Origin of the sequence: Actinosynnema sp. CS-041913 (assembly GCF_050942485.1) — a bacterium.
Lineage (GTDB): Bacteria > Actinomycetota > Actinomycetes > Mycobacteriales > Pseudonocardiaceae > Actinosynnema.
On record NZ_CP192037.1, the window covers coordinates 3,619,920 to 3,643,770 of the forward strand.

15 protein-coding genes and 1 pseudogene are annotated in these 23,851 nt (G+C 73.3%); all 16 read left to right on the top strand.

What is annotated here, in order from left to right:
• Position 1 precedes the first annotated feature (1 nt).
• Positions 2-1,171, top strand: coding sequence for an acyl-CoA dehydrogenase family protein (locus tag ACQPZF_RS17310; RefSeq protein WP_433272777.1), 1,170 nt, complete (start codon positions 2-4; stop codon positions 1,169-1,171).
• Between the two features lie 62 nt (positions 1,172-1,233).
• Positions 1,234-1,491 (top strand): phosphopantetheine-binding protein, encoded by a 258-nt coding sequence (locus ACQPZF_RS17315; protein WP_433272778.1) that lies wholly within the window; start codon positions 1,234-1,236, stop codon positions 1,489-1,491.
• Positions 1,488-2,834 (top strand): condensation domain-containing protein, encoded by a 1,347-nt coding sequence (locus tag ACQPZF_RS17320; protein ID WP_433272780.1) that lies wholly within the window; start codon positions 1,488-1,490, stop codon positions 2,832-2,834. Before ACQPZF_RS17315 ends, ACQPZF_RS17320 begins: the two co-directional genes overlap by 4 nt.
• Positions 2,798-4,747: an ABC transporter ATP-binding protein gene (locus tag ACQPZF_RS17325; RefSeq protein WP_433272782.1), complete on the top strand. Its 1,950-nt coding sequence runs from the start codon at positions 2,798-2,800 to the stop codon at positions 4,745-4,747. Before ACQPZF_RS17320 ends, ACQPZF_RS17325 begins: the two co-directional genes overlap by 37 nt.
• Complete coding sequence (locus ACQPZF_RS17330) at positions 4,744-6,543, top strand: ABC transporter ATP-binding protein (RefSeq protein WP_433272784.1); 1,800 nt, start codon at positions 4,744-4,746, stop codon at positions 6,541-6,543. Before ACQPZF_RS17325 ends, ACQPZF_RS17330 begins: the two co-directional genes overlap by 4 nt.
• Complete coding sequence (locus ACQPZF_RS17335; protein ID WP_433272786.1) at positions 6,540-10,487, top strand: non-ribosomal peptide synthetase; 3,948 nt, start codon at positions 6,540-6,542, stop codon at positions 10,485-10,487. Before ACQPZF_RS17330 ends, ACQPZF_RS17335 begins: the two co-directional genes overlap by 4 nt.
• Positions 10,484-10,714: an MbtH family protein gene (locus tag ACQPZF_RS17340; RefSeq protein ID WP_433272788.1), complete on the top strand. Its 231-nt coding sequence runs from the start codon at positions 10,484-10,486 to the stop codon at positions 10,712-10,714. The genes ACQPZF_RS17335 and ACQPZF_RS17340 overlap by 4 nt, the downstream gene beginning before the upstream one ends.
• Positions 10,715-10,902: 188 nt before the next feature.
• Positions 10,903-15,843 (top strand): annotated as a pseudogene (locus ACQPZF_RS17345) (amino acid adenylation domain-containing protein); the annotation flags it as partial.
• A complete protein-coding gene (locus tag ACQPZF_RS17350) occupies positions 15,843-16,652 on the top strand; it encodes a phytanoyl-CoA dioxygenase family protein (RefSeq protein WP_433272790.1) in 810 nt (269 codons plus the stop codon). The pseudogene ACQPZF_RS17345 and the gene ACQPZF_RS17350, both read left to right, overlap by 1 nt.
• Before the next feature lie 87 nt (positions 16,653-16,739).
• Complete coding sequence (locus tag ACQPZF_RS17355) at positions 16,740-17,603, top strand: hypothetical protein (protein WP_433272792.1); 864 nt, start codon at positions 16,740-16,742, stop codon at positions 17,601-17,603.
• Positions 17,604-17,647: 44 nt separating this feature from the next.
• The gene (locus ACQPZF_RS17360; RefSeq protein WP_433272794.1) at positions 17,648-18,571 is read left to right on the top strand and encodes an isocitrate lyase/phosphoenolpyruvate mutase family protein; all 924 of its coding nucleotides are present in this window, start codon (positions 17,648-17,650) and stop codon (positions 18,569-18,571) included.
• Entirely contained in the window at positions 18,568-19,710 is a 1,143-nt protein-coding gene (aepY, locus tag ACQPZF_RS17365) for a phosphonopyruvate decarboxylase (protein WP_433272796.1), read from the top strand. Before ACQPZF_RS17360 ends, aepY begins: the two co-directional genes overlap by 4 nt.
• Entirely contained in the window at positions 19,707-20,816 is a 1,110-nt protein-coding gene (locus ACQPZF_RS17370) for a pyridoxal-phosphate-dependent aminotransferase family protein (protein WP_433272798.1), read from the top strand. The genes aepY and ACQPZF_RS17370 overlap by 4 nt, the downstream gene beginning before the upstream one ends.
• A complete protein-coding gene (locus ACQPZF_RS17375) occupies positions 20,813-21,787 on the top strand; it encodes a hypothetical protein (protein ID WP_433272800.1) in 975 nt (324 codons plus the stop codon). The genes ACQPZF_RS17370 and ACQPZF_RS17375 overlap by 4 nt, the downstream gene beginning before the upstream one ends.
• Positions 21,780-22,682 (top strand): phytanoyl-CoA dioxygenase family protein, encoded by a 903-nt coding sequence (locus tag ACQPZF_RS17380; RefSeq protein ID WP_433272802.1) that lies wholly within the window; start codon positions 21,780-21,782, stop codon positions 22,680-22,682. Before ACQPZF_RS17375 ends, ACQPZF_RS17380 begins: the two co-directional genes overlap by 8 nt.
• The gene (locus ACQPZF_RS17385) at positions 22,679-23,794 is read left to right on the top strand and encodes a glycine amidinotransferase (RefSeq protein ID WP_433272805.1); all 1,116 of its coding nucleotides are present in this window, start codon (positions 22,679-22,681) and stop codon (positions 23,792-23,794) included. The genes ACQPZF_RS17380 and ACQPZF_RS17385 overlap by 4 nt, the downstream gene beginning before the upstream one ends.
• Positions 23,795-23,851 lie beyond the last annotated feature (57 nt).

The window sequence follows — 23,851 nt, forward strand, 5'->3', positions numbered from 1 at the left end:
AGTGACGACGCTTTCCCGGGTCGCGGTCGATCCGCGAGTGCTGGAGGTCCTGCGCGACCACGCCGCGAAGATCGACGCCGGGGCGGCCTTCCCCACCGCCGGGATGGCCGCGCTGGCGAACGGCGGGCTGTTCGGCCTGCTCGTGCCGGTGGAGCACGGCGGGCTGGGTGGCGGCGTGCGCGAGCTGGTCGAGGTCGCGGGGCAACTCGCGGGCTGCTGCCTGTCCACCGCGCTGATCTGGGCGATGCACTGCCAGCAAACGGATTCGATCGTGCGGTACGGCTCGCCGTGGCTGCGCGAACAGGTCCTGCCGAGGGTGGCGCGCGGCGAGCTGTACCTGGCGTCGGTGACCACCGAACCCGGCAAGGGCGGGCACCTGCTCACCGGGGTGTCGCCGCTGCACCGCGACGAAGGCGGCCTCCGGTTGGACCGGGACGCGCCGGTCGTCACCGGCGGTGAGCACGCGCAGGGGTTCCTGATCACGATGCGCGCGTCGGACGAGGCGACGGAGAACCAGCTCTCCCTCGTCTACGCCGACCGGGACCAGCTCGACCTGGTGAGATCGGGCGAGTGGAACGCGCTGGGCATGCGCGGCACGCGGAGCGTGGGCCTGAAGATCACCGGCACCGTGCCGGCGCGCCAGGTCGTCGGCGAACCGGGCGGCTTCCGGCAGATCGCGGTCGAGAGCATGGCGCCGCTGGGCCACCTCGGGTGGGCCGCGTGCTGGCTCGGCACGGCCCGCGGCGCGTTCGCCGAACTGGTGGCGTGGCTGCGGTCGGACAAGCGGTCCCGCGGCATCGACCTGCGTTCGGAGCTGGTGGCCGAGCGGCTCGCCCGCACCCGGATGGAGCTGGAGCTGGTGAGCGGCTACCTCAACCGGGTCACCGACGAGATCGCGCTGCTGCGGGAGGAGGACCGCAGCGTCGCCGGGGTCGGGACGCAGATCCACCTGAACACCCTGAAGGTGACCGCCGCCGAACTCACCTTCGGCGCGGTGAACCGCATGGTGCAGCTAGCCGGGCTGACCGCGGGCTACCGCGTGGACTCGGCGCTGCCGCTGGAACGGCACTTCCGCGACCTGCGGTCGGCCAGCCTCAACTACGCCGACGACCGGTTGCTCGTGTCGAGCGGGGCACTGGCCCTGATGGACGGCGCCGTTCGCCTGGCCTGACCGGAGCACGCGAACGCCGACCCACCGCGCGCGCGAGACACGGACGGATGGATGTGACGACGATGACCGGCGAATGGCCCGAGAACTTCGAGAAGCTCCTGCGAACCCACCTGCCGCTGCTGGGCGATGACCCGCTGCCGGGCTCGACCGTGCTCGCCGAACTCGGACTGGACTCGATGTCGACCATCGGCCTGCTGCTGGACCTGGAGGAGTCGTTCGAGGTGCGGTTCCCGGACGACGCGCTGTCCCCGGAGACGTTCGCCACGGCGTCGTCGCTGTGGGCGGTGCTGTCGCGGCTGCGCGGCGAGGTGGCCGGATGACCGCCTACCCGTTGACGTTCGGCCAGTTGTCGGTGTGGCGCATCATGCAGCGCCACCCGGTGCGGCGCTGGCCGGAGAGCTACCTGCGGGACTCGGTGCCGGTGCCCGGCGGGGTCCGCGTCGACCAGGTGATCGAGGGCATCGGCGTGCTCCGGGCGCGGCACGAGTCGCTGCGCACCCATTTCTTCGACGCGCCGGGCGTCCCGCTCCAGCGGGTCGCGCCCGCTGCTCGGCCGGTGGACGTCGAGGTCGTCCACCACGACCGCGCCGACGAGGAGGCGGTCGCCGCGGTGGGCGCACGGCTGGCGAGCACCCGGATCGACCGGGAGGTCGAGTTCGGCGACCGGTTCGCGGTGGTCACCGCGGCGGGCGGGCCGGCTCACGTGGTGGTCGTGGTGGACCACATCGTGGCCGACGGGTACGGCCTCAAGCGCATCTGCGCCGAGCTGTCCGCGTTGCTGGGCGGCGAAGATCCCGACGGTGCGCGCTGGCTCGACGAGGAGCCTCCCCGACCCGGGGAGCTGGCGCTGGAGCAGCGTTCGGACGCGTCGCGCGCCCGCCGGGAGGCCGCCGTCGAGCACTGGCGGCAACTGCTGCGCACGCTGCCCGCCGAGGTCTTCCCGGTGCCCTGGTCGGCGGGCGAGTCGCCGGGGCGCATCGAGTCGGTGCTGCACTCGCCGCGGGCGCGGTCGGACCTGTCCGCGGTGAGCGCGTGGACCGCGGTGTCGCCGCAGAACGTCCTGCTCGCGTTGAGCGCGCTGGCCACCGCCGCGGTGACCGGCTCCGAACGCCTGGTGATGACGTTGCAGGCGGGCAACCGGTTCAGCCCGCGGTGGAGGTCCATCGTCAGCTCGATGAACCAGTACTCGCCGCTGCCCGTCGAGGTCGGCCCGCCCGAGGCGGCGTTCGCGGACTTCGCGGCGCGCGTGCAGACCGCCGCGCTCAACGCCTACCGCAAGGGCTCCTACGACGTCGACGTGATCACCGAGCTGGTGCGGCGCGAACGGGGCGTGGACCTGGGGTACGACCACTTCTACAACTTCATGGCCCACGGGGTGACCGCGTCGGCCGCCGCGCCCGCCGCCCGGTTCGCCCCGGGACGGGTGCGCGACACCGAGCCGTACCGCCAGATCGGCCCCCGGTTCGACATCAAGGTCCGCGACGGCGCCGACCTGCCGATCGTGGTGCGCGTCGATCCGCTCCTGCTGCCCCGGGAGGCGCTGCACGGTTTGCTCGGCTGGTTCGACGAGGAGCTGCACCGGTTGGCGGGCCGGGCCGACACCACGGTCGGCGAGGTGCTCGCCCGGTGCGCGGGCGCCCTCGGAAGGCGCGTGGCCGGATGACCCGCCTCGGCGCGGTGGTGCGCGAACGGCGGCGGCTGCTGACCCTGCTGCCGCACGCCGGACGGGGCGTCCTGGGGTGGCTCCTGGCGGCGCACCTGGTGGCGGCGCTCGCCGGCGCGGTGACCGCGGTCGCCACCGGGTGGCTGCTCGACCGGGCGCTGACCGGTGTCGGGATCACCGACGTGGTGCTGCCGCTGGCCTCGGTCGCGGTGCTCGTCCTGGTCGGGCAGTGCGTGGAGATCGGGCGTGCGCCGCTGGACCTGCTGGCGGCCCGCCGGATCGACGGCGCGCTGCGGGCGGCGCTGCGACGCCGGGTGGCCGAACCCGCGACGATCTCCCACCTCGACGACGCCGCCTACGCCACCGACGTGGCCAGGGTCTCCGACCTCGGCGGGTGGCGGGTCCGCACCCCCGGCACCGGTGCGGTGGGCCAACTCGTGCTGGCGGGGCGGCTGACCGGCGCGACGCTGTGTGCCGCCGTGCTGGCCTGGTTCGCGCCGCTGCTCGCGGTGGGGCTGCTGGCGGTCACGCTGCTGATGCGCGCCACGATCCGCCGGCAGTGGGTGCGGCTGGGCGCGATCTGGGACGCCCACGCGGGCGACCGGCGCCGGATGGAGTACTGGGCCGACCTGGTGACCGGTTCGCCGGCGGCCAAGGAGATCCGGCTGTTCGGGCTCGGCGACTGGCTGGCCGACCGGCACGGCGTCCAGGCGCGCGGGTGGCTGGAGCAGATCTGGCGGGAGCGCCGCGGCATCCTGCGGCGGCAGTGGTGGACGTTCCTGCTCGCGCTCGCGGCGGGGTTCGCGGCGCTGTACGTGCCCGGCGCGGCGCTGGCGGCCGGGGAGCTCGGCTACGGCGGCCTGATCACGGTGGTGCTCGCCGCGTGGGGCGTGTTCGCCGCCGGCGCGATGGGCCACGAGGCGTTCGACATCGAGTACGCCATCGGCGCGCTGCACGCCCTGGACCGGCTCGCCCGCCACGACGCCGCCCGCGCCGGGGATGGCGGGGGTGGCGAGGGTGGCGGAGTCGGCGGGGGAGCCAGGGCTGACGGGAGAGCCGGGGAGGCCGGGGGTGCCGGGGGCGGTGAGCGTGCCCGAGGTGGCGCGGCACCACCGGCCACGCCCGCGTCCGTGCGGTTCGACGGGGTCGGGTTCACCTATCCCGGCGCGGAGCGGCCTGTCCTGGACGGGCTGGACCTGGACGTCCACCCCGGCGAGGTGGTGGCGATCGTCGGGCGCAACGGCGCGGGCAAGACCACCTTGCTCAAGCTCCTCGCCGGGTTGGCGCGCCCGTCCGAGGGGCGGATCACCGTCGGCGGCCGGGACCTGGCGGAGTTCGCGGCCGACGCGTGGCGCAGGCGGATCAGCGCCGTCTTCCAGGACTTCGTGCACTACCCGCTCACCCTGCGGGAGAACATCGCGCTGGGCGCGCCGGAAGCGGCAGCCGACGACCGGGCGCTGCTGGGGGCGATCGAGGCGGCCGGGGCCGGTGACCTCCTGGAGCGGTTGCCAGACGGGGTGGACACGCTGCTGACCCGGGCGCACTCCGGAGGGGTCGACCTGTCCGGCGGCCAGTGGCAGAAGGTCGCGATCGCCAGGGCGCTGTTCGCCGTCGCACACGGCAGGCACCTGCTGATCCTGGACGAGCCGACCGCCCACCTGGACGTCCGGGCGGAGGCCGAGTTCTACGACCGGGTGGTGTCGGCGGTGTCGGGCGTGACGGTCGTGCTGATCTCGCACCGCCTGTCCACGGTGCGCCGGGCCGACCGCATCGTCGTGCTGGACGGCGGCCGGATCGCGGAATCGGGCAGCCACGGCGAACTGATGGCCGGCGACGGCGGGTATGCCGACCTCTACCGCCTCCAGGCGGGCCGGTTCGTCGACGGTGACGGAACGGTGGTGGTCGGCTCATGAGCGAGGTCGTCGGCACCCGCCGGCGCGGGCCGGTCGTCACCGAGATCCTGCGCATCGCCTACGCGGCCGACCGCCGGGCCACGATCACCGCGCTGGCACTGGCCTGCGTCAGCGCCCTCGCGGTGGCCGCGAGCGGGCTCAGCGTGCGCGGGCTGGCCGACTCCGCGGGTTCGGGGCCCGGCGCGCTGCTCGCGGCGGCCTGCCTCGGCGCACTGGCCTACGCCGTGATCGCGGCCGTGCAGCGGGTGCAGCACAACATCCAGGTCGACCTGACCGAGCGGGTGGACCTGGTGCTGTCCCGCAGGCTGTTCGACCTCACCTCGTCGATCCCGACGCTGGAGCACTTGGAGCGGCCGAAGTTCCTCGACCGGCTGAGCCAGATCCGGCTGAGCACCGAGACGCTGGCCGGGGCCTGCTGGGGCGCGGCCGAGGCCGCCTCGTCCCTGTTGAGCCTGGGGTTGAGCGCGTGGCTGCTGGCCGACGTGCACCCCGCCCTGCTGCTGCTCGTGGTGCTGGCCGTGCCGCCACTGGCCTTCTCCCGCCGGGCCTCGACGCTGCTCGGGCGGGCCATGGACGACGTGGCCGAGCCGGCCCGGCGGGAGGCGCTCCTGCACCGGCTCGGCACGGAGTCGGCCGCGGCCAAGGAGCTGCGGATCAGCGGCAGTTCCGGCGAGGTGGGCAGGCGGGCGGCCGGCTACTGGGACTCGGCCACCGCCGGCCTGGTCCGGGGAGAGTCGCGGGCCGCGCTGTGGCAGGCGGGTGGCTGGGCCTGTTTCGCCACGGGCTACCTCGCCGCGCTCGCGTTCGTCGCGCACCTGGTCGCGTCGGGCCGCGGCACGCCGGGGGACCTGGTGATGGTCGCCGGCCTCTCCGGGTACCTCCGGGCCCAGCTCCAGACCGCGGTCGTCGGCGCGACCCGGCTCGCGGAGGGTCGGCACACCACGGCGCACCTGCGGTGGTTGGAGGAGCACGCGGCCCGCAGCCGGCACACCGGGACCGAGCCGCCACCGGACCGGCTCGCCCGGGGGATCTCCCTGCGCGGCGTGGGCTTCACCTACCCCGGGACCGACCAGCCGGTGATGGACGGGGTGGACCTCGACCTGCCCGCCGGCGCGGTCGTCGCCGTGGTCGGGCTCAACGGCGCGGGGAAGACCACGCTGGTCAAGCTGCTCACCGGGATGTACGAGCCCACGGCGGGCACGATCACCGTCGACGGGGTTCCCCTGCGCCTGCTCGACCTCGACCGCTGGCGCGGTCGGGTCACCGCCGCGTTCCAGGACTTCGGCAAGCCGCAGGTGACGGCCGGGCACGCGGTCGGCCTCGGCGACCTGCCGCGTGCCGACGACGCGGACGCCGTGCGGCGGGCGATCGGAGCCGCGGACGCGCGCGCCGTCGTGGACGGCCTGCCCCACGGCGTGGACACCCAGCTCGGCCGGGTCTTCGGCGGCGCCGAACTGTCCCACGGCCAGTGGCAGCGGCTGGCGCTGGGCCGCGCGGTGATGCGCCAGGAGCCGCTGCTGTCGGTGCTCGACGAGCCGACGGCGGCCCTCGACCCGCAGGCCGAGCACGATCTCTACGAGCGGTTCACGGGCACCCGCGGCGCGGCCGGCTCGGTGACCCTGCTGGTCTCGCACCGCTTCTCCACGGTCCGGATGGCCGACCACATCGTGGTGCTCTCCCACGGGCGGGTGGTGGAGCGGGGAACCCACCGACAGCTCACGGCCGAGGGCGGGCAGTACGCCGAGCTGTACCGGACGCAGCGCCAGGCCTACGCCGCGGATTCGGAGCAGACATGAACCCGCCGACCCACGCGTTGCCGATGTCGTTCGCCCAGCGGCGGATGCTGTTGCTGCACCTGCTGTCCGGACCGGGCGCGGCCTACCACCTGCCCGTCGTGCTGAGGCTGACCGGCGACGTGGACGAGCGGGCGTTGCGGACCGCCGTGGAGGACGTGGCGAACCGGCACGAGCCGTTGCGCACGTACTTCCCCGGTACCGACGGCGAGCCGACCGCGGTCCTCGGGCCGCCGCCTCGGTTGACGGTCGTGCCGGTGGCCGAGGGGGACCTGGACGACGCCGTGCGCGCCGCCGCTTCGGCGCCGTTCGACCTCGGGCGCGAACCGCCGATGAGGGCGGTCCTGTTCGTCCTCGACGCCCACGAGCGCGTGCTGTTGCTGGTGCCGCACCACATCGCGGCCGACGGCGCCGCCATGACACCGCTGCTGGCCGACCTCGCCGAGGCGTACCGGGCCCGCGTCGCGCGGACGACGCCGGGCTGGTCGCCGCTGCCCTTCCGGTACACGGACTACGTGCTGTGGCAACAGGAACTGCTGGGCGACCCGGCCGACCCGGCCGGCGTCCACGCCGGCCAACTGGAGTACTGGACCCGGACCCTGGCGGGCCTGCCCGAGCTGATCACGCTGCCCGCCGACCGCCCTCGTCCCGCGGTGGCGAGCGGGCTCGGCGCGGCCGTCAGTGTCCACGTAGGACAGAAGTTGCACCGTGACATCGTCGCACTGGCCCGGGACAACGACTGCACGGTGCACATGGTGGTCCACGCCGCGCTCGCGGTGCTGCTCGCCCGCCTGGGTGCGGGCACCGACATCGCCATCGGCTCCGTGGTCGCCGGGCGCACCGAAGACGGCCTGGACGAACTCGTCGGCCTGTTCGTCAACACGCTGGTGCTGCGCACGGACCTGTCCGGCAACCCCGACTTCCGGGAAGTGCTCAGGCGGGTGCGCCGCACCGACCTGGAGGCGCTGGCCCACCAGGACCTGCCCTTCGACCGGCTGGTGGAAGCGCTCGACGTCGCACGGAGCCCGGCGCGCCAACCGCTGTTCCAGGTGCTGCTCGCGTTCGAGCCCGACCACCCCGAACGCGTCGACTTCGGCGACGTGCGCGTGCGGCGGCACCGGTTGGACCTCCCCGCCGCGAAGTTCGACCTGACCTTCCAACTGCGCGAGGTCCACGACGACGGGGGAGCGCCGCAGGGCATCGAAGGCTACCTGGAGTACGCCACCGACCTGTTCGACGCCTCGACCGCCCGCGCGGCCGTCGCACGGCTCGGGCGGGTGCTGGACGCCGCCGTCGCGGCGCCGGAGCGCCCGATCGGCCGGATCGACCTGCTCTCGGCCGAGGAACGCGCACAGGTGCTGGCGGAGTGGCACGCCACGCGCCACCCGCTGCCGGTGACCACCCTGCACGCGGAGTTCGAGCGGCAGGCGAGGCGGACGCCCGACGCGATCGCGCTCGTCTTCGGCGACACCCGGATCGGCTACGCCGAACTGGACGAGCGGGCCACCCGGTTGGCGGGGCACCTGGCGGGATACGGCGTCGGCGCGGGTTCGCTGGTGGGTGTCGCGCTGCCCCGGTCGGTCGACCTGGTGGTGGCGCTGCTCGCGATCCTCAAAGCCGGCGGGGCCTACCTGCCGCTGGACCCGGAACACCCCCCGGCGCGGTCGGCGCGCATCCTGCTGGACGCCCGGCCCACGTGCGTGCTGACCGATCGTGCCGCCCTGCGGTCGAGCTCGGTCCCGATCCTCGACCCGGGCGATCCCGACCTCGCCCGCCCGACCACGTGGACCGCACCCGCGCTGGACCCGCACCACCCCGCGTACGTGATCTACACCTCGGGCTCGACCGGGCACCCCAAGGGCGTGGTCGTCCCGCACGGCGCGATCGACAACCGGCTCCGGTGGATGCAGGGCGCCTACCCGCTGGGGCCGGCCGACCGGGTCCTGCACAAGACACCGGTCGGGTTCGACGTCTCGGTGTGGGAGCTGTTCTGGCCGCTGCGCACGGGCGCCGCGCTGGTGGTGGCCGAGCCGGGCGAGCACCGGGATCCGGTCCGGCTGTGGCGCACCGTGCGCGGGCAGGCGATCACCGTGCTGCACTTCGTCCCGTCCATGTTGCGGCAGTTCCTCGCCGGCGACGATGCACCCGCGCGCACGAGCTTGCGGATGGTCTTCGCCAGCGGCGAGGAGCTGCCCCGGGACGTCGTCGACGCCTTCCACGAAGTCCTGCCCGGCACCCGGCTGGAGAACCTGTACGGGCCCACCGAAGCCGCCGTCGACGTCACCGCCCAGCCCTGTCCGCCGGGCGGGCGCGGGCCGGTGCCGATCGGACGCCCGGTGTGGAACACCCGGGCCCGGGTCCTGGACGCGGACCTGAACCCGTGCCCGATCGGGGTCCGCGGCGAGCTGTACCTGGCCGGAGTCCAATTGGCGCGGGGATATCTGGGCGGGGCGGGGTTGACCGCGCAGCGGTTCGTCGCCGACCCGCACGGCGCCCCGGGCGAGCGGATGTACCGCACCGGCGACCTCGCCCGCCGGCTGCCGGGCGGCGCGCTCGCCTTCCTCGGCCGGGTCGACCACCAGGTGAAGGTGCGCGGCCAGCGCGTCGAACTCGGCGAGGTCGAGAGCGTCCTGCTCGCCGACGACCTCGTGGACGCGGCGTGCGCGACCGTCCGCGACGGCGGTCAGCGACTGCTCGCCTACGTCTGCCCGCGACCGGGCCGCCGGCGGCCCGATCCGGCGGCGCTGCGGCGGCTGCTCGCGGACCGCCTGCCCGCCGCGATGGTGCCCGAGGTGATCACCGTGCTCGACCGCCTTCCCGTGGGCCCCAACGGGAAGCTCGACCGCTCGGCGTTGCCCGAACCGCGGGTCGTGCCCGCCGGGGGACCTCGCCCGCGCACCACCCGGCAGCGGCAGTTGGCCGCGTTGTTCGAGGAGGTGCTCGGGGTGCCGGCAGTGGGCCTGACGGACGACTTCTTCGCCCTGGGAGGCCATTCGCTGCGCGTCGTCCGGCTGGTGCGCCGGATCCGGGAGGTGACGGGAGTGGTGATCCCGGCGCACGAGGTGTTCCGCGCGCCTACGGTCGAAGGGCTCGCGCACCGGCTGTCGGGCCCGGCGGAGCACACCGCCGTGCCGGTGCTGCGTGCCGGGAACGGCGGCGGGCCGCTGTTCTTCCTGCCGCCCGCCACCGGTTTGAGCTGGTGCTACCGCCGAATCCTGCCGTACGTGGACCCGGTGCGACCGGTATACGGCCTCCAGACCGACCCGTCGTGGCTGCCCACGTCGGTGGCGGAACTGGCGGAGCACCACCTGGCGCAGGTGCGGCGCGCCCAGCCGCGCGGTCCGTACCGCTTCCTGGGCTGGTCGTTCGGCGGTCACGTCGCGCACACCGTGGCCGCGCGCCTGCGGGCCGAGGGCGAGGAAGTGGCCCTGCTCGTGATGTTCGACAGCTACCTGCCGCTGCGGGACCGCGTCCCGGGCGAGGCGGAGCTGACCGCCGAAGCGCTGCGCAACCTGCTCGGCGGGCACCGCGACGCCGACCTGTCCTTGACCCCCGCGGTCCTCGACGAAGTCCGGCACGCGTTCCCGCCGCTGGCCGAGTCGGACGACGAACGGGTGGCGGAGTCGGTGCGCACGGGGGTCAACAACCTCCGCCTGCTGGCCTCGTTCCGGCCCGAGGTGTTCGACGGGGACCTGACCGTGCTGCTCGCGGGGCGGGACGAGCCGGTCGGAGTGCGACCCGTCGAAGCGTGGCGGGGCTTCGTCACCGGGCGGTTGACCGTGCGCACCGTCGACTCCGGCCACCACGAGATGTTCGGCGCGGCGGCCGAGGCCACCGGTTCGGCGTTGGCCGCCGTGCTGCGCGGGACGGAGCCCGCACCCAGTTCCGGGAACAACCCGATGAGCCGACCGGGCACGGCCCGACGACCGCGCGAGGAGATGTTGTGAGCACCAATCCGTTCGACGACGAGACGGCGTCCTTCCACGTGCTGGTCAACGACGAGGGCCAGTACTCGCTGTGGCCGAGCCGGGTGCCGGTGCCCGCCGGGTGGGCGGTGGTCCTGCGTGATCGGCCGCGAGCCGAGTGCGTGTCGCACGTGGACGCGGAGTGGACGGACATGCGGCCCCGCAGCCTGGTCGAGGCTATGCGCGCGGCGGACGGGGAGCGACCGTGACCGCGCGCTCGTCGGCCGGGTGGGAAGCGACGGTGGGTGCGGGCTCGTCGGCGGGGCAAGGCGCGACGGTTGGTGCGGGCTCGTCGGCCGGGCAAGACGCGACGGTTGGCGCGGGCTCGTCGGCCGGGCAAGACGCGACCGTGGCAGCGCGCTCGTCGGTAGAGCGGGAAGCGACCGTGGCAGCGCGCTCGTTGGCCGGGCGGTTCGCGGAGCAGGCGCGACGCGGTCCCGAGCGGGTCGCGGTCGAGTGCGGCGGCCACCGGCTCACCTACGCCGAGTTGGACGCCCGGTCCGACCGCTTGGCGGGCCGGCTCCGGGCCGGCGGTGCGGCCCCGGAACGGCTGGTGGCGTTGGTGCTGACCCGGTCGGTCCACCTCGTGGTGGCGCTGCTCGCGGTCGCGAAGACCGGTGCGGCCTACCTCCCGCTCGACCCCCGGCACCCGGCCGGGCGCAACCGGCGCATCCTGTCCGATGCCCGACCGGTGCTCGTCGTGGCCGACTCGGCGTCGGCCCGGGACGTCGACACCGCCGTGCCGGTGCTCCTGGTGGACGGGACGGGCGACGTCGACGCCGCCGGACCGGTCGTGGAACCGGCTCCCGACAACCTCGCCTACGTGCTCTACACGTCGGGTTCCACCGGTGTGCCCAAGGGCGTCGCGGTCACCTCCGCCAACTTCGCCACGCTGCTCGACGCGTTCACCGACCGGCTCGGGCTCACCAGTCGGGACCGGTGGCTCGCCGTGACCACGGTCGGGTTCGACATCGCCGGGCTGGAGGTCTTCGGCCCGCTGCTGAGCGGGGCCCGGGTCGTCCTCGCGACCGCCGACGAGCAGCACGACCCCCGCGAACTGGCGGCCGTGCTCCGCCGGCGGCGGATCACCGTGATGCAGGCGACGCCGACGCTCTGGCAGTCCCTGCTCGACGTCGGCGACGTGCCGTTGAGCGGAGTGCGGGTGCTCGTCGGCGGAGAGGCGTTGCCGGCCGGGCTCGCCGCGGCGCTGTGCCGCGCCGCGGCCGGGGCGACCAACGTCTACGGCCCGACGGAGACGACGGTCTGGTCCACGGCCGAGACGCTGCGCGCCGGGGACCACCCGGTCGCCATCGGGCACCCCATCGACGGGACGTCGGCGCATGTGCTCGACGACGCGCTGCGCCCGGCCGCGTCCGGTGAGCTGTACATCGCCGGCGCGGGCGTCGCGCGGGGGTACCTGGGCAGGCCCGGCCGCACGGCGGAGCGCTTCGTCGCAAACCCGTTCGGCCCGCCGGGGTCGCGCATGTACCGGACGGGCGACCTGGTGCGGCGGCAGGCGGGCGGTGCCCTGGAGTTCGTGGGGCGCGCCGACGACCAGGTGAAGATCCGCGGCTTCCGGGTGGAGTTGGGCGAGGTCGAGGCAGCCGCCTGCGCCCGCCCGTCGGTGGCCCGCGCCGTGGCGGCCGTCCGGGAGGACCGCGCGGGGGACGCCCGGCTGGTGGTGTACGTCCTCCCCGAACCGGCGGCGGAGGTCGACCCCGTGCTGCTGCGCCGCTCGTTGGCGGAGAGCCTGCCGGACTACCTGGTCCCGTCCGCCGTGGTGGTGCTGGACGAGCTGCCGCGCACGCCGAACGGGAAGGTCGACCGGGGCGCGCTGCCCGCACCGGACTACGGCCGGGCCACCGGCGTGGACGGGCCCGCGAACCCGCGCGAACAGCGGCTGTGCGCGCTGTTCGGACGCGTGCTCGGCATCGACGGGGTCGGGGCCACCGACGACTTCCTGGAGCTGGGCGGGCACTCCCTGCTCGCCATCCGCCTGCTCGGCCTGGTGCGCGCCGAACTGGGCGTCGACCTGACGATCCGGGAGTTCTTCGCCGGACCCACCGCCCGGGAGGTGGCGAACCGGACCGGCCGACCGGCGGGCGACCGGCCGGTGCTGCGGCGGCTGCCGCGCCCGGCACGCGTGCCGCTGTCCCCTTCGCAGCGCCGGCTGTGGTTCCTGGACAAGCTGGAGGGGCACGGCCCGGCCTACCACATCCCGCTGACGCTGCGCCTGCGCGGGAAGCTGGACGTCGAGGCGCTGCGGGCGGCCCTCGGCGACGTCGTCGCACGACACGAGAGCCTGCGCACGGTGTTCCCCGAAGCGGAGACGGGACAACCGTGGCAGCGGGTCCTGGAGCCCGCGGACGCCGTGCCGCACCTGCCCGTCCTCGACGGGGCGGTGGACGGCGCCGCCTTCTTCCGGCAGGGATTCGACCTGGCCGTCGACATCCCGCTGCGGGCGCAACTGGTGCGGACCGGCCCCGAGGAGCACGAACTGCGGGTCGTGGTGCACCACATCGCCGGCGACGGCGCGTCGACGGGACCGTTGGCCGAGGACCTGGTCGAGGCCTACGCGGCGCGGCGCGCGGGTGTCGCGCCCGCCTTCGCCGAACTCGTGGTGCAGTACGCCGATTTCACGCTGTGGCAGCACGACGTGCTCCGCGTCGGCGAGCCGGGCGGTCCGCACGACCGGGAACTCGCCTTCTGGCAGGCGGAATTGGCCGATCTGCCCCAACAGCCGGAACTGCCCTACGACCACCCCCGACCCGCCCGGCCGTCCTACCGGGGCGGTCGGGTCGAGTTCACCGTCGAGCCCGGCCTGCACCGCCGACTCGGCGCGACCGCGCGGAACGCGGGCGCGACGGTGTTCATGGCCTGCCACGCGGTCCTCGCCGGCCTCCTGACGAGGTTGGGCGCGGGCACCGACATCCCCGTCGGCACCCCGGTCGCCGGGCGCGACGACGAGGGCTTGGCCGCACTCGTCGGGTTCTTCGTGAACACCGTGGTGTTGCGGGTGGACACCTCCGGCGATCCCTGTTTCGCGGAACTGCTGCGGCGCGTGCGGGAGACCGACCTCGCCGCGTTCGAGCACCGGGTCCTGCCGTTCGAAGCGGTGGTGGAGGCGGTGAACCCGCCGCGCTCGCTGTCGCGGCACCCGCTCTTCCAGGTGCTGCTGGTCGCCCAGCACACCGATCGGCCCGTCCCGTCCTTGCCGGACCTGGAAATCGTGGTCGAGGAGCCGGGGATCGGCGTCGCCAAGTTCGACCTGTCGTTCAGCATGACCGAACGACCGGCGGTGGACGGTGCGGAGGCGGGGATCGACTTCACCGTGGAGTACGCGCTGGACCTGTTCGAGCGGGACACGGTGGACCGGCTGGCCGACCACTTCCTCCGGTTGCTCGCTTCGGCCCTCGCCGAGCCAGGCAAACCCTTGAGCCTGTTGGAAGTCATGTCGGAGGGCGAACTCGGGCGGGTGCTGGTCGAGGCGAACGACACGGCCCACCACGTGCCGCGGTCGACGCTGCCGCGACTGCTGGAGGCACAGGCGGCGCGCGGGCCCGGTTCGGTGGCCGTCGTCCACGAGGACGAGTCCGTCACCTACGCCGAGCTGAACGCGCGCGCCAACCGGATGGCGCGGCTGCTCGTCGGGCTCGGGGTCGGGCCCGAGACCGTGGTGGCCCTGGTGGCGTCCCGGTCGGTGGAGATGCTGGTCGCGCTGCTGGGCGTGGTGAAGGCGGGCGCGGCCTACCTGCCGATCGATCCCGACTACCCCGCCGAGCGCGTCGCGTTCATGGTGGAGGACAGCGAGCCGGTCTGCGTGCTCACCACGGAAGCCTTGCGGCACCGGGTTCCGCCGAGCGCCCGCACGCTCGTCCTGGACAGCCCGGACCTCGCCGCGCGGCTGGCCGCGCTGGACGACGCCGATCTCACCGACCGCGAGCGGACCACGCCCCTGCACGTCGACCACCCGTTGTACGTGATCTACACGTCCGGCTCGACCGGGCGTCCCAAGGGCGTCGTCTTCCCGGCGAAGGCGATGGTCAACCTGTTGGCCTGGCACGCCGAAGTGATGCCCGGCGGCCCCGGGGTGGTGACGGCGCAGTTCGCGTCGTTGAGCTTCGACGCGGCGGCCCAGGAGATCCTGTCCGCGCTGACCTCCGGGAAGACCCTCGCCATCCCGCTGGACGAGGTGCGCAAGGACACCGAGCGCCTGGTGCGCTGGATGGCGCGCCACCGCGTGAACGAGCTGTTCGCCCCGACCCCGGTCGTGGAGAGCGTCAGCGAGACCGCCCGCCGGCTGGGGACGGACCTGCCGGACCTGTCCGACATCGCCCAGGCGGGCGAGGCGTTGACCCTGCACCGGTCCATCCGCGAGTTCTGCGGCCCGGGTTCGGGCAGGCGGCTGCACAACTACTACGGACCCACCGAGACCCACGTGGTGACCGGCTGCACGGTGTCGGCCGACCTGCTCGACCGGGGGGACACGCCGCCGATCGGGCCGCCGATCTGGAACACCCGCGCCTACGTGCTGGACCGGTCCCTGCGGCCGACGCCCCTCGGGGTGCCCGGTGAGCTGTACCTCGCGGGAACCCAGGTCGCCCGCGGCTACCTGAACCGGCCCGCGCTCACCGCGCAACGGTTCGTCGCCGACCCCTTCGGGCCCGCGGGTTCCCGGCTGTACCGGACCGGCGACCTCGCGCGCCTGCGCCCGGACGGCGTCATCGAGTTCCTGGGGCGCACGGACTTCCAGGTGAAGATCCGCGGCTTCCGGGTCGAGCCGGGCGAGGTCGAGTCCGTGCTGGCCCGGCACGCGGACGTGGCGAGGGCGCTGGTGCTGGCCCGGGAGGACCGGCCGGGCGACCGGAGGCTGGTGGCCTACGTCGTGCCGCGGGACGGGCGCCGGCCCGACGAGGCCGCGATCCGCCGGGCGGCGGGGCGGTCGCTCCCGGAGCACATGGTCCCCGCGGCGGTGGTGCTGCTCGAAACGTTCCCGTTGACGCCGAACGGCAAGGTCGACCGCCGCGCGCTCCCGGCCCCGGACTACTCGGCCGCGGTGCGCGGTGCCCCGCCGCGCGACGAACGGGAGAAGGTGCTCTGCCGGTTGTTCGCCACGACCCTCGGCCTGCCCGAGGTCGGCGCGGACGACGACTTCTTCGAACTGGGCGGGCACTCGCTGCTGGCGACCGGGCTGATCAGCCGGATCCGGCGGGAGCTCGGCGGCGAGCTGAGCATCGTCGACCTGTTCGACCACCCCACGGTGCGCGGCATCGCCGCGCGCACGACGGCACCCGTCCGGGTGCGGCCGGTGTTGCGTCGCAGGGAGGAGGAAAGCTGATGTTGTCCGATGACGCGCTGAAAGCGTTCCGGCGGAACGGGTTCGTCGCGTGCGCGACCGGGTTCACCGGTGCGGAGGTGCGGGTCCTGCGGGAACTCGCGGAAGCGGAGTTCGACCGGGACTCCGCCGCCCGCGTGCTGGAGAAGGACGGGCGGACCGTCCGGGGGGTGCACGGGTCGCAACGGGTGAACGCCGACTTCGCGCGGCTGGTGCGCGACCCGCGGCTGCTGGGGCCCGCCACCGCGGTCCTGGGCGGGCCGGCGTACGTGCACCAGTTCAAGATCAACGCGAAGAAGGCGATGCGCGGTGACGTCTGGCCGTGGCACCAGGACTTCATCTTCTGGAACCGCGCGGACGGGATGCGCGACGCCAGGATGGTCAACGTGGCGGTCCTGCTCGACGAGGCGACCGACGTCAACGGGCCCCTGCTGGTCATCCCCGGCACGCACCTGCTCGGCACGCTGGAGCCCGCGGCCCGCGAACGGCCACGCACCTGGGAGTCCCACCTGTCGGCGGACCTGGAGTACGCCTTCGACGCGCCGAAGATCGCCGAGCTGACGGCGGACCGCGAGATCGTCCCGATCAAGGGCGAGGCGGGCGCGGTCTTCCTCTTCGACCCGCAGTTGGTCCACGGCTCGGGCACCAACATGGCGCCCCACGACCGGCGCATCGTCCTGGTGACCTACAACCACGTGGACAACGTCCCGGACGCGGTCGAGCATCCACGCCCGGAGTTCCTCGCCGCACGCGATTTCGCGCCGCTCGAACCACTCGAACCGGGCTTCGTGCACGGGGACCGCGTGGAGTAGGGGCGCCGCGTCGGCGCGACGGGCGTCGATCCGCATCGGAACCGATGGGTCTGGGGGTCGAATCGCATGGCAAGTGCTGTTCGCGGCGTGTCCGTGACATTGATGGGCATCGACGGGGCGGGGAAGACCACGCTCCTGCGTCACCTGGGGCGAGCGCTGTCGGAACTGGGGATCGAGTGCGTGGACACCAGTCGGAACGCGGCGATCCGCGCGGCGGGCGCCACTGACGGCTTCCCCGCGCGGAGCCTGGAACGGCTGTGGCTGGAGTCGTGGCGGCTGCTGCTCGGCGGCGGGCGCGCGGGTCGCTCGCCCGTCGACCCGGTGGTGCCGCTGGAGTTCGGCGAAGGGACGGAGGTGGCCTCCGGCTGGATCGTGGACCGGCTGCCGCCGGTCGTCGAGGGGGTGCGGCGGTCCGGTCCGGTGGCCTCCGCGCTGGCCGAGTTGACCATCGACCAGGTGGTCCGGGCGGAGGTGGTGGAGCCCGTGCTCGCGCGGGGCGCGGTCGCGCTGGGGGACGGGTTCGGGTTCACGACCGCGGTCAAGAACCTCGGCATCGTCCGGGAGATCCCGGCCGACACGACGTCCGACGACGCGCTGGACCAGTTCGAGGAGGTCTTCCGCGCGGCCTACTCGGTCCCGTTCCTGCAACCCGACGTCGGGTTCCTGCTCGACGTGGACCCGCGGCTGTCCGGCGAGTGGCGGCTGCGCCAGAACGGGCGGCTGGGTGCGGGCGAGGACCTGCGGCTGGCCGGTCGAGGGGGTGTGGACACCTACGTGGCGCTCCAGACCCCGGTGGCCGCGAAGCTGCGCGCCGCCGCCGCCGACTGGGGGTGGCACGTCCTGGAGATCGACGGTCGGCCCCAGCGGGAGACCGCCGCACAGGCCGTGGCAACCATGATGCGGGAACCGGCGGTGCAACGGTTGGTCCGGCATCGAGTCGGCGTCACCTAAACCGGGTGCGTCGCCGTGATTCACAACAGAGGTGTGATGTGGCTATGTCTGCTGCGTTAGGCTTGCGCAAGCTGTTCGCCCGACCCGGGATCGTCCGGGTCATCGGGGTGCACAACGCCTGGGGCGCGCGACTGGGCGAGCGCGCCGGATTCGACGCGATCTGGGCCAGTGGGCTGGAACTGTCGGCTTCGCACGGTGTGCCGGACGCGGACATCCTCACCATGGGCGACCTCCTGGCGGACATCCGCTGGATCACCTCCGCCGTGCCCATCCCGGTCATCGCGGACTGCGACGCGGGCTACGGCAACGCCAGCAACGTCGCCCACATGGTGCGGCTCTACGAAAGCGCCGGGGTCGCCGCGGTCTGCATCGAGGACAAGGTCTTCCCCAAGACCAACAGCTTCGTGGAGGGCCGCCAGCGGTTGGTCTCGATCGCCGAGTTCGTCGGCAAGATCGGCGCGGCGAAGGCGGCGCAGGCGGATCCGGACTTCATGGTCGTCGCACGGGTCGAATCGCTGATCGCCGGCTACGGCCTGGACGAGGCGCTGAAGCGGGCCGCGGCGTACGTGGAGGCGGGTGCGGACGCGATCCTCATCCACGCCAAGGACAAGTCGCCGCAGCGGGTGCTCGACTTCCTGTCCGCGTGGTCCGGGCCGATTCCGGTCGTCGTCGTCCCGACCATGTACCACTCGATCACCGGCGCCGAACTGGAACGGGCGGGCGCGAAGATGGTGATCTACGCCAACCACGGCCTGCGGGCGGGCACGCAGGCGGTCATGGAGGTCTTCGAGGAGATCCTGCGCACCGACGGCACGACCTCCAGCGAGGACCGGATCGCGCCGCTGAACACGATCCTGGAGTTGCAGGGGACCTTCACGATGCTGGCCCACGACGCGAGGTACGGGTACGGCGGCGATTCGCCGGACAGCGACGTTCCGCTGAACAGCGGCCGGACGGCGGAGAAGTGACCGGCGGCGCGGCGATCGACGCCGGCTCGGTGATGCGCACGCTGACCGGAGCGGGCTTCGGGCCGTTCTTCGGCGTGCCCTGCTCCTACCTCGCCCCGCTGGTCACCTGGTGCGAGCGCAACGCGCCGGACCTGTACGTGGCGGTCAACAACGAGGGCGAGGCGGTGGCCCTGGCGGCGGGCAGCCACCTCGCGGGCAGGCGGCCGGTCGTGATGATCCAGAACTCGGGCCTGGGCAACGCCGTCAACCCGTTCACGTCGCTGTGCCAGCCGATGCGGATCCCGTTGCTGCTGCTGGTGACCTGGCGGGGCGAGCCCGGCCGGCCCGACGAGCCGCAACACCGGCTGATGGGGGCGATCACGCTGCCGCTGCTGGACCTCATGCTGATCGACCACGAGCCGATCGCCACCGCGACCACCGCGTTCGAGGACCAGGTCCACCGCGCTTCCCGGCACCTGGACGGTTCCGGGCTCTCCCGCGCGCTGGTCGTGCCCGGCGGGTCGATCAAGCCGGTGCCGACCGAACCCCCGGCCACCGGACTCCCGTTGCGGCGCGACGTGATCGCGGCCGTCGTCGACGGGTTGCCGGACGACGTGGTGGTCGTCGCCACGACCGGCAAGACGGCGCGGGAGCTGGAGGCGAACCACGACCGCCCGGCGAACCTGTACGTCGTGGGCTCGATGGGCTGTGCGAGCAGCATCGCCCTGGGCATCGCGAGGGAACGTCCGGACAGGACGGTCGTCGTGCTCGACGGCGACGGGGCCGCGCTCATGCGGCTGGAGTCGATGGTCTCGGTCGGGGCACACCGACCGGAGCGCTTCGTCCACGTCCTGCTGGACAACGGCGCCTACGAGAGCACCGGGGGCCAGCGCACCAACTCGCCCGACGTCGACTTCCTCGCGATCGCCCGCGGTTGCGGGTACCGGACCGCACGGACGACCGACGACGCGGTGACCGCCGCCGAACTCACCCGGTCGGCGCTGACGGGAGGCGGGCCACACCTGATCCGGGTGGGGATAGGCGTCGGGTCGGACCCGGCGCTCGGCAGGCCGTCGCGGACACCCCCGGCCGTCGCGGAGCGGCTGCGGGGAACGCTCGCCGCGCGACGGCCGCCGGTCCCGGATGCGGGGCGGCGATGAGCCCCGCCGGCGGCCCGGCCGAACTGGTGCTGCTCAACCCCGGCCCGGCCAACACCTCCGAGCGGGTCCGGCGCGCCCTCGACCGCGGTGACATGTGCCATCGCGAGCCCGAGTTCAGCCGGCTCCTGGAGTCGATCCGGGCGGGCCTGGTCGAGACGCTGGTCTCGCCGCACAGCCACGAGGCCGTGGTCATCACGGGTTCGGGCACGGCGGCCGTCGAGATGGCCGTGCTGTCGTCGGTGCGGCCCGGTCGGGCGGTGCTGGTGCTGGAGAACGGGGCCTACGGCGAGCGCATCGGCCGGATGTGCGCGGCGCAGGGGCTGAAGACCTACCAGGTGGTCGAGGAGTGGGCACGCCCGATCGACCCGGCGCGGGTGACCGACGCCCTCGCGGCGCATCCCGACATCGACGCGGTCGCGGGCGTGATGCACGAGACGACCAGCGGCCTGGTGAACCCGATGGAGGAGATCGGCGCGATCGTCGCCGCCACCGACGCGGTCCTGGTGGTCGACGCCATCAGCGCCACCGGGCACGAGACGCCGGAACTGGCGCGGATCCAGGCCGATCTCGTCTGCGGCACGGCGAACAAGGGCCTGCACGGCCTGCCCGGCGCCGCGTTCGTCCTGATCGGACGGTCGAAGGGACTGTCCCGAGTGGAGCGGACGCCGGTCCGGAGCGGGTACCTCGACCTGGCGGGTCACCTGCGGGCCCAGCGCGGGGGCGAGGTCCTCTACACCCCCGCCGTCCAGGTCTACCAGGCGTTCGACGAGGCGATCAGGGAGTTCCGGGAGCTGGGGGGCTATCGCGCGCGGGTCGCCGACTACCGCGCGCGGGCCGCGTTGCTCCGCTCCGGGTTCGCGCGGCTGGGACTGGAGATCCTGGTCGCGCCACCGCACCGGTCCAACTCCGTGACGACCGTCCGGCTGCCGGCGGGCGTGGCCTACCGCGCCCTGCACGACGAGTTGAAGGAACGGGGTTTCGTGGTCTACGCCGGGCAGGGCCGGTTGTCCGGTGACTACTTCCGCGTCTGCAACATGGGCGAGCTGGCCCTGCCGACCCTGTCCCGCTTCGTCTCCGAGTTGGAAGAGGTGCTGACACTGTGGTGAGTGCGTTCGACCACGAGAGCCTGACCATCATCCAGGGGAAGCTGGAGCAGTACCGCCGCGAGGAAGGCGGCTTCCTCGCCACCGGAACGGAAACCGCCCAGCGCGCGTTCGGGGCGGACCTGCCGCGGGTCCTGCCCCGGCTCGCCGTCATGGTGATCCACGCGGAAACGGTCGCCGCCCGCAAGGCCGAGACGTGCCTGTCCTACCTGGCCCGCAACGGTTTCCGGCTGTTGCACGCGCTGACCTTCGAGGTGTCGCAGAATATGTGCGACACCGTCTGGCGCTTCCAGGCCAACGTGATCAGCGCGGACAGCCTGGCGGTCCGCGACGGCATCTACACCCACGGCACGTCGATCATGTTGCTGCTCAAGGACACCAGCCCGGACCCCGGCATGCCCGCGAGCAGCCGGCTGACGATGCTGAAGGGTTCCCCGGACCCCGTGCAGCGCGACGGGGGCACCCTCCGGTCCGAACTCGGCGCGATCAACAACATCTTCGGTTTCGTGCACTGCGCCGACGAACCGCTGGACGTGCTGCGGGAACTGGCGGTGATGCTGCCGCCACCGGTCCTGTCCGACGTCCACCTGCGGCTGGCCCGCCGGTTCGACGACGACGGCGCGGAGTTCGACTGCCGACCGGTGATCGAGACCGCCTACGCCGAGAACCCCGAGCACGACATCGATTCCGACCGGGCCCGGCGGCGGCTGCTCGCCGACGTCGCCGAGGCCGACGGGGGCGACGCTCGCGCGGGTGCGCTGCGGGCGATGCTCGCCGAGAGCGATCGGCCCGGCCGCGACCTGGACTGGTTCGCCTTCGCCGCCGCGTTGCGCGAGCTGGGCATCGACCCCTTCGGCTGGGACTCGCTGGTCGTGGCGAGCGACCGGGTCCGGTACGAGGTCCCCGGCCTGGTCAAGATCGTCCCCAGTTTCACCGAACTGATGAAGAGCAAAGGAGCACTCCGTCATGTCTGACACCTCTACCGCCGCCCGCACGGCGAACGACTGGTCCCCGCTGACCGAGGCCCAGTCCGCCGAGTACGCCGAGCGCGGCTACCTCCACCTCCGCGGGGTCTTCTCGCCGGAGGAAGTGCGCCGCGGGCTGGAGGCCATGGACCAGGTGGTCGCGGCCCAGCCGAAGACCCTGGCGCACCACGAGAGCTTCTACGTCAACGAGCAGACGGTGCGGGTGCGCAACGCGGTGAGCACCACCGCGGGGCTGGACGAGTTCCTGGACCACCCGGGGCTGGTCGGACCGCTGATGACCCTCTTGAACGGCAACGTCCAGATCCTGAGCACCGAGGTGCTGGTGCGCCACCTCCAGGACGAGGCCCTGGAGCCGTGGCACACCGACGGCGGGCAGTACCTCCAGCGGCTGCGCCTGATGGCCGAGAGCCCTCCCATCCAGGTCAAGGCCCAGGTGTTCCTGACCGACGTGACCCGTCCGAACAGCGGCAACTTCCTGCTGGTGCCGGGCAGCCACCTGGTGGTGCCCGAGTCGATGGACTACATGTGCAACATCGAGGAGCTGAACGAGCCCCTGCGGCGCGGCGAGGTGCCGGACCACGCGCTGATCGTCCAAGCGGAGCCGGGTGACGTGCTGATCTTCCCGCACTCGCTCTGGCACGGGGTGATGGCGAACACGACGCAGCCGCGCAAGACCTTCATCTTCCGCTACGGCCAGCTCTGGCAGCGGCCCTACGACTACGCGACCCAGCCGAGGGAGGTGCTGGACCGGATGTCGCCCCGGCTGCGGCGCATGTTCGGCGATTTTGGCGAGGACGCGCACCCGTCCGACTTCTACAAGCCACTGGGACAGGACGAAGTGATGTCCGTCGGCGGCCGGACCGCTGGGCAGGTGTCGCGATGAAGGTCAACTCGTGGAACGAGTGGGGCCGGCTCAAGCACGTGATCGTCGGCCGGGCGGACGGCACCCAGGTGCAGGCGCCGGAGCCCGCGATCTTTCGGGACTGGCCCGACGAGGGCTACCCGCGCGGCACCCACGGCGCGCTGCCGGACGAACTCACGGCCAAGGCGAACGAGCAGCTCGACCACTTCGCCACCGTGCTGACCGACCGCGGCATCCGGGTCGACCGGCCGGTGCCGCTGGACTTCGGCCAGTCGGTCGGCACGCCCGAGTGGACCCAGGAGAGCATGTTCGGCTGCATGCCGGGCCGGGACGTGCTGGTCACCCTGGGCAACGAGATCCTCGAAGCGACGATGTCCTACCGCAGCCGCTGGTTCGAGTACCTGTGCTACCGGCCGCTGATCGAGTCGTACTTCCAGGCCGACGAGGACATGCGCTGGGAGGCCGCGCCCAAGCCCCGGCTCACCGCGGCGTCCTACAACGAGGGTTTCTGGGACGAGTTCGAGGCGCTGCCCTTCGACGACCAGGTGGCGCGCGTGCTGCGCAACGACCTGGTGCTGACGGAGGCGGAACCGCTGTTCGACGCCGCCGACATCTGCCGGTTCGGCAAGGACCTGTTCGTCCAGCTCTCGCTGGTGACCAACCGGAGCGGCATCCGCTGGCTCAAGCAGCACCTGCCCGATCACCGCGTCCACACCGTCGTGTTCGGGAACTCGCACCCGCTCCACATCGACGCGACCTGGGTGCCGCTGCGGCCGGGCCTGGTGCTGCACTGCGGCGAGCGGACCGCGGAGGAGTCGCTGGTGCAGCACTTCAAGCTCAACGACTGGGAGGTGGTGGAAGCCGCACCGGCCCGGCACGAGGTCGCGCCGCCGCTGTCGCCGTGCAGCCGCTGGCTGTCGATGAACACGTTGAGCCTGGACGAGAAGACCGTCTGCGTCGAAGCGAGCGAGACCGCGCAGCTAGAGCAGTTCGACAAGCTCGGCTTCGAGGTCGTCCCGGTCCCGTTCTGGGACGTCGCGCCGTTCGGCGGCGGGCTGCACTGCTCGACGGTCGACATCGAACGCGAGAGCAGTCTGGAGGACTACTTCCCGAAGCGGTACGGGCGGTTCTAGGACCTGTCGTCGACCCGGACGTGGCCGATCGCGCGGTGCGTGGCGGCGGAGGTGTCG

Bases quoted from the DNA above. Each gene is read 5' to 3' on its own strand.
- ACQPZF_RS17335 (WP_433272786.1), top strand. From the start codon at position 6,540: ATGAACCCGCCGACCCACGCGTTGCCGATGTCGTTCGCCCAGCGGCGG.
- ACQPZF_RS17320 (WP_433272780.1), top strand. From the start codon at position 1,488: ATGACCGCCTACCCGTTGACGTTCGGCCAGTTGTCGGTGTGGCGCATC.
- ACQPZF_RS17330 (WP_433272784.1), top strand. From the start codon at position 4,744: ATGAGCGAGGTCGTCGGCACCCGCCGGCGCGGGCCGGTCGTCACCGAG.
- ACQPZF_RS17350 (WP_433272790.1), top strand. From the start codon at position 15,843: ATGTTGTCCGATGACGCGCTGAAAGCGTTCCGGCGGAACGGGTTCGTC.
- ACQPZF_RS17370 (WP_433272798.1), top strand. From the start codon at position 19,707: ATGAGCCCCGCCGGCGGCCCGGCCGAACTGGTGCTGCTCAACCCCGGC.
- ACQPZF_RS17380 (WP_433272802.1), top strand. From the start codon at position 21,780: ATGTCTGACACCTCTACCGCCGCCCGCACGGCGAACGACTGGTCCCCG.
- ACQPZF_RS17385 (WP_433272805.1), top strand. From the start codon at position 22,679: ATGAAGGTCAACTCGTGGAACGAGTGGGGCCGGCTCAAGCACGTGATC.
- ACQPZF_RS17360 (WP_433272794.1), top strand. From the start codon at position 17,648: ATGTCTGCTGCGTTAGGCTTGCGCAAGCTGTTCGCCCGACCCGGGATC.
- ACQPZF_RS17315 (WP_433272778.1), top strand. From the start codon at position 1,234: ATGACCGGCGAATGGCCCGAGAACTTCGAGAAGCTCCTGCGAACCCAC.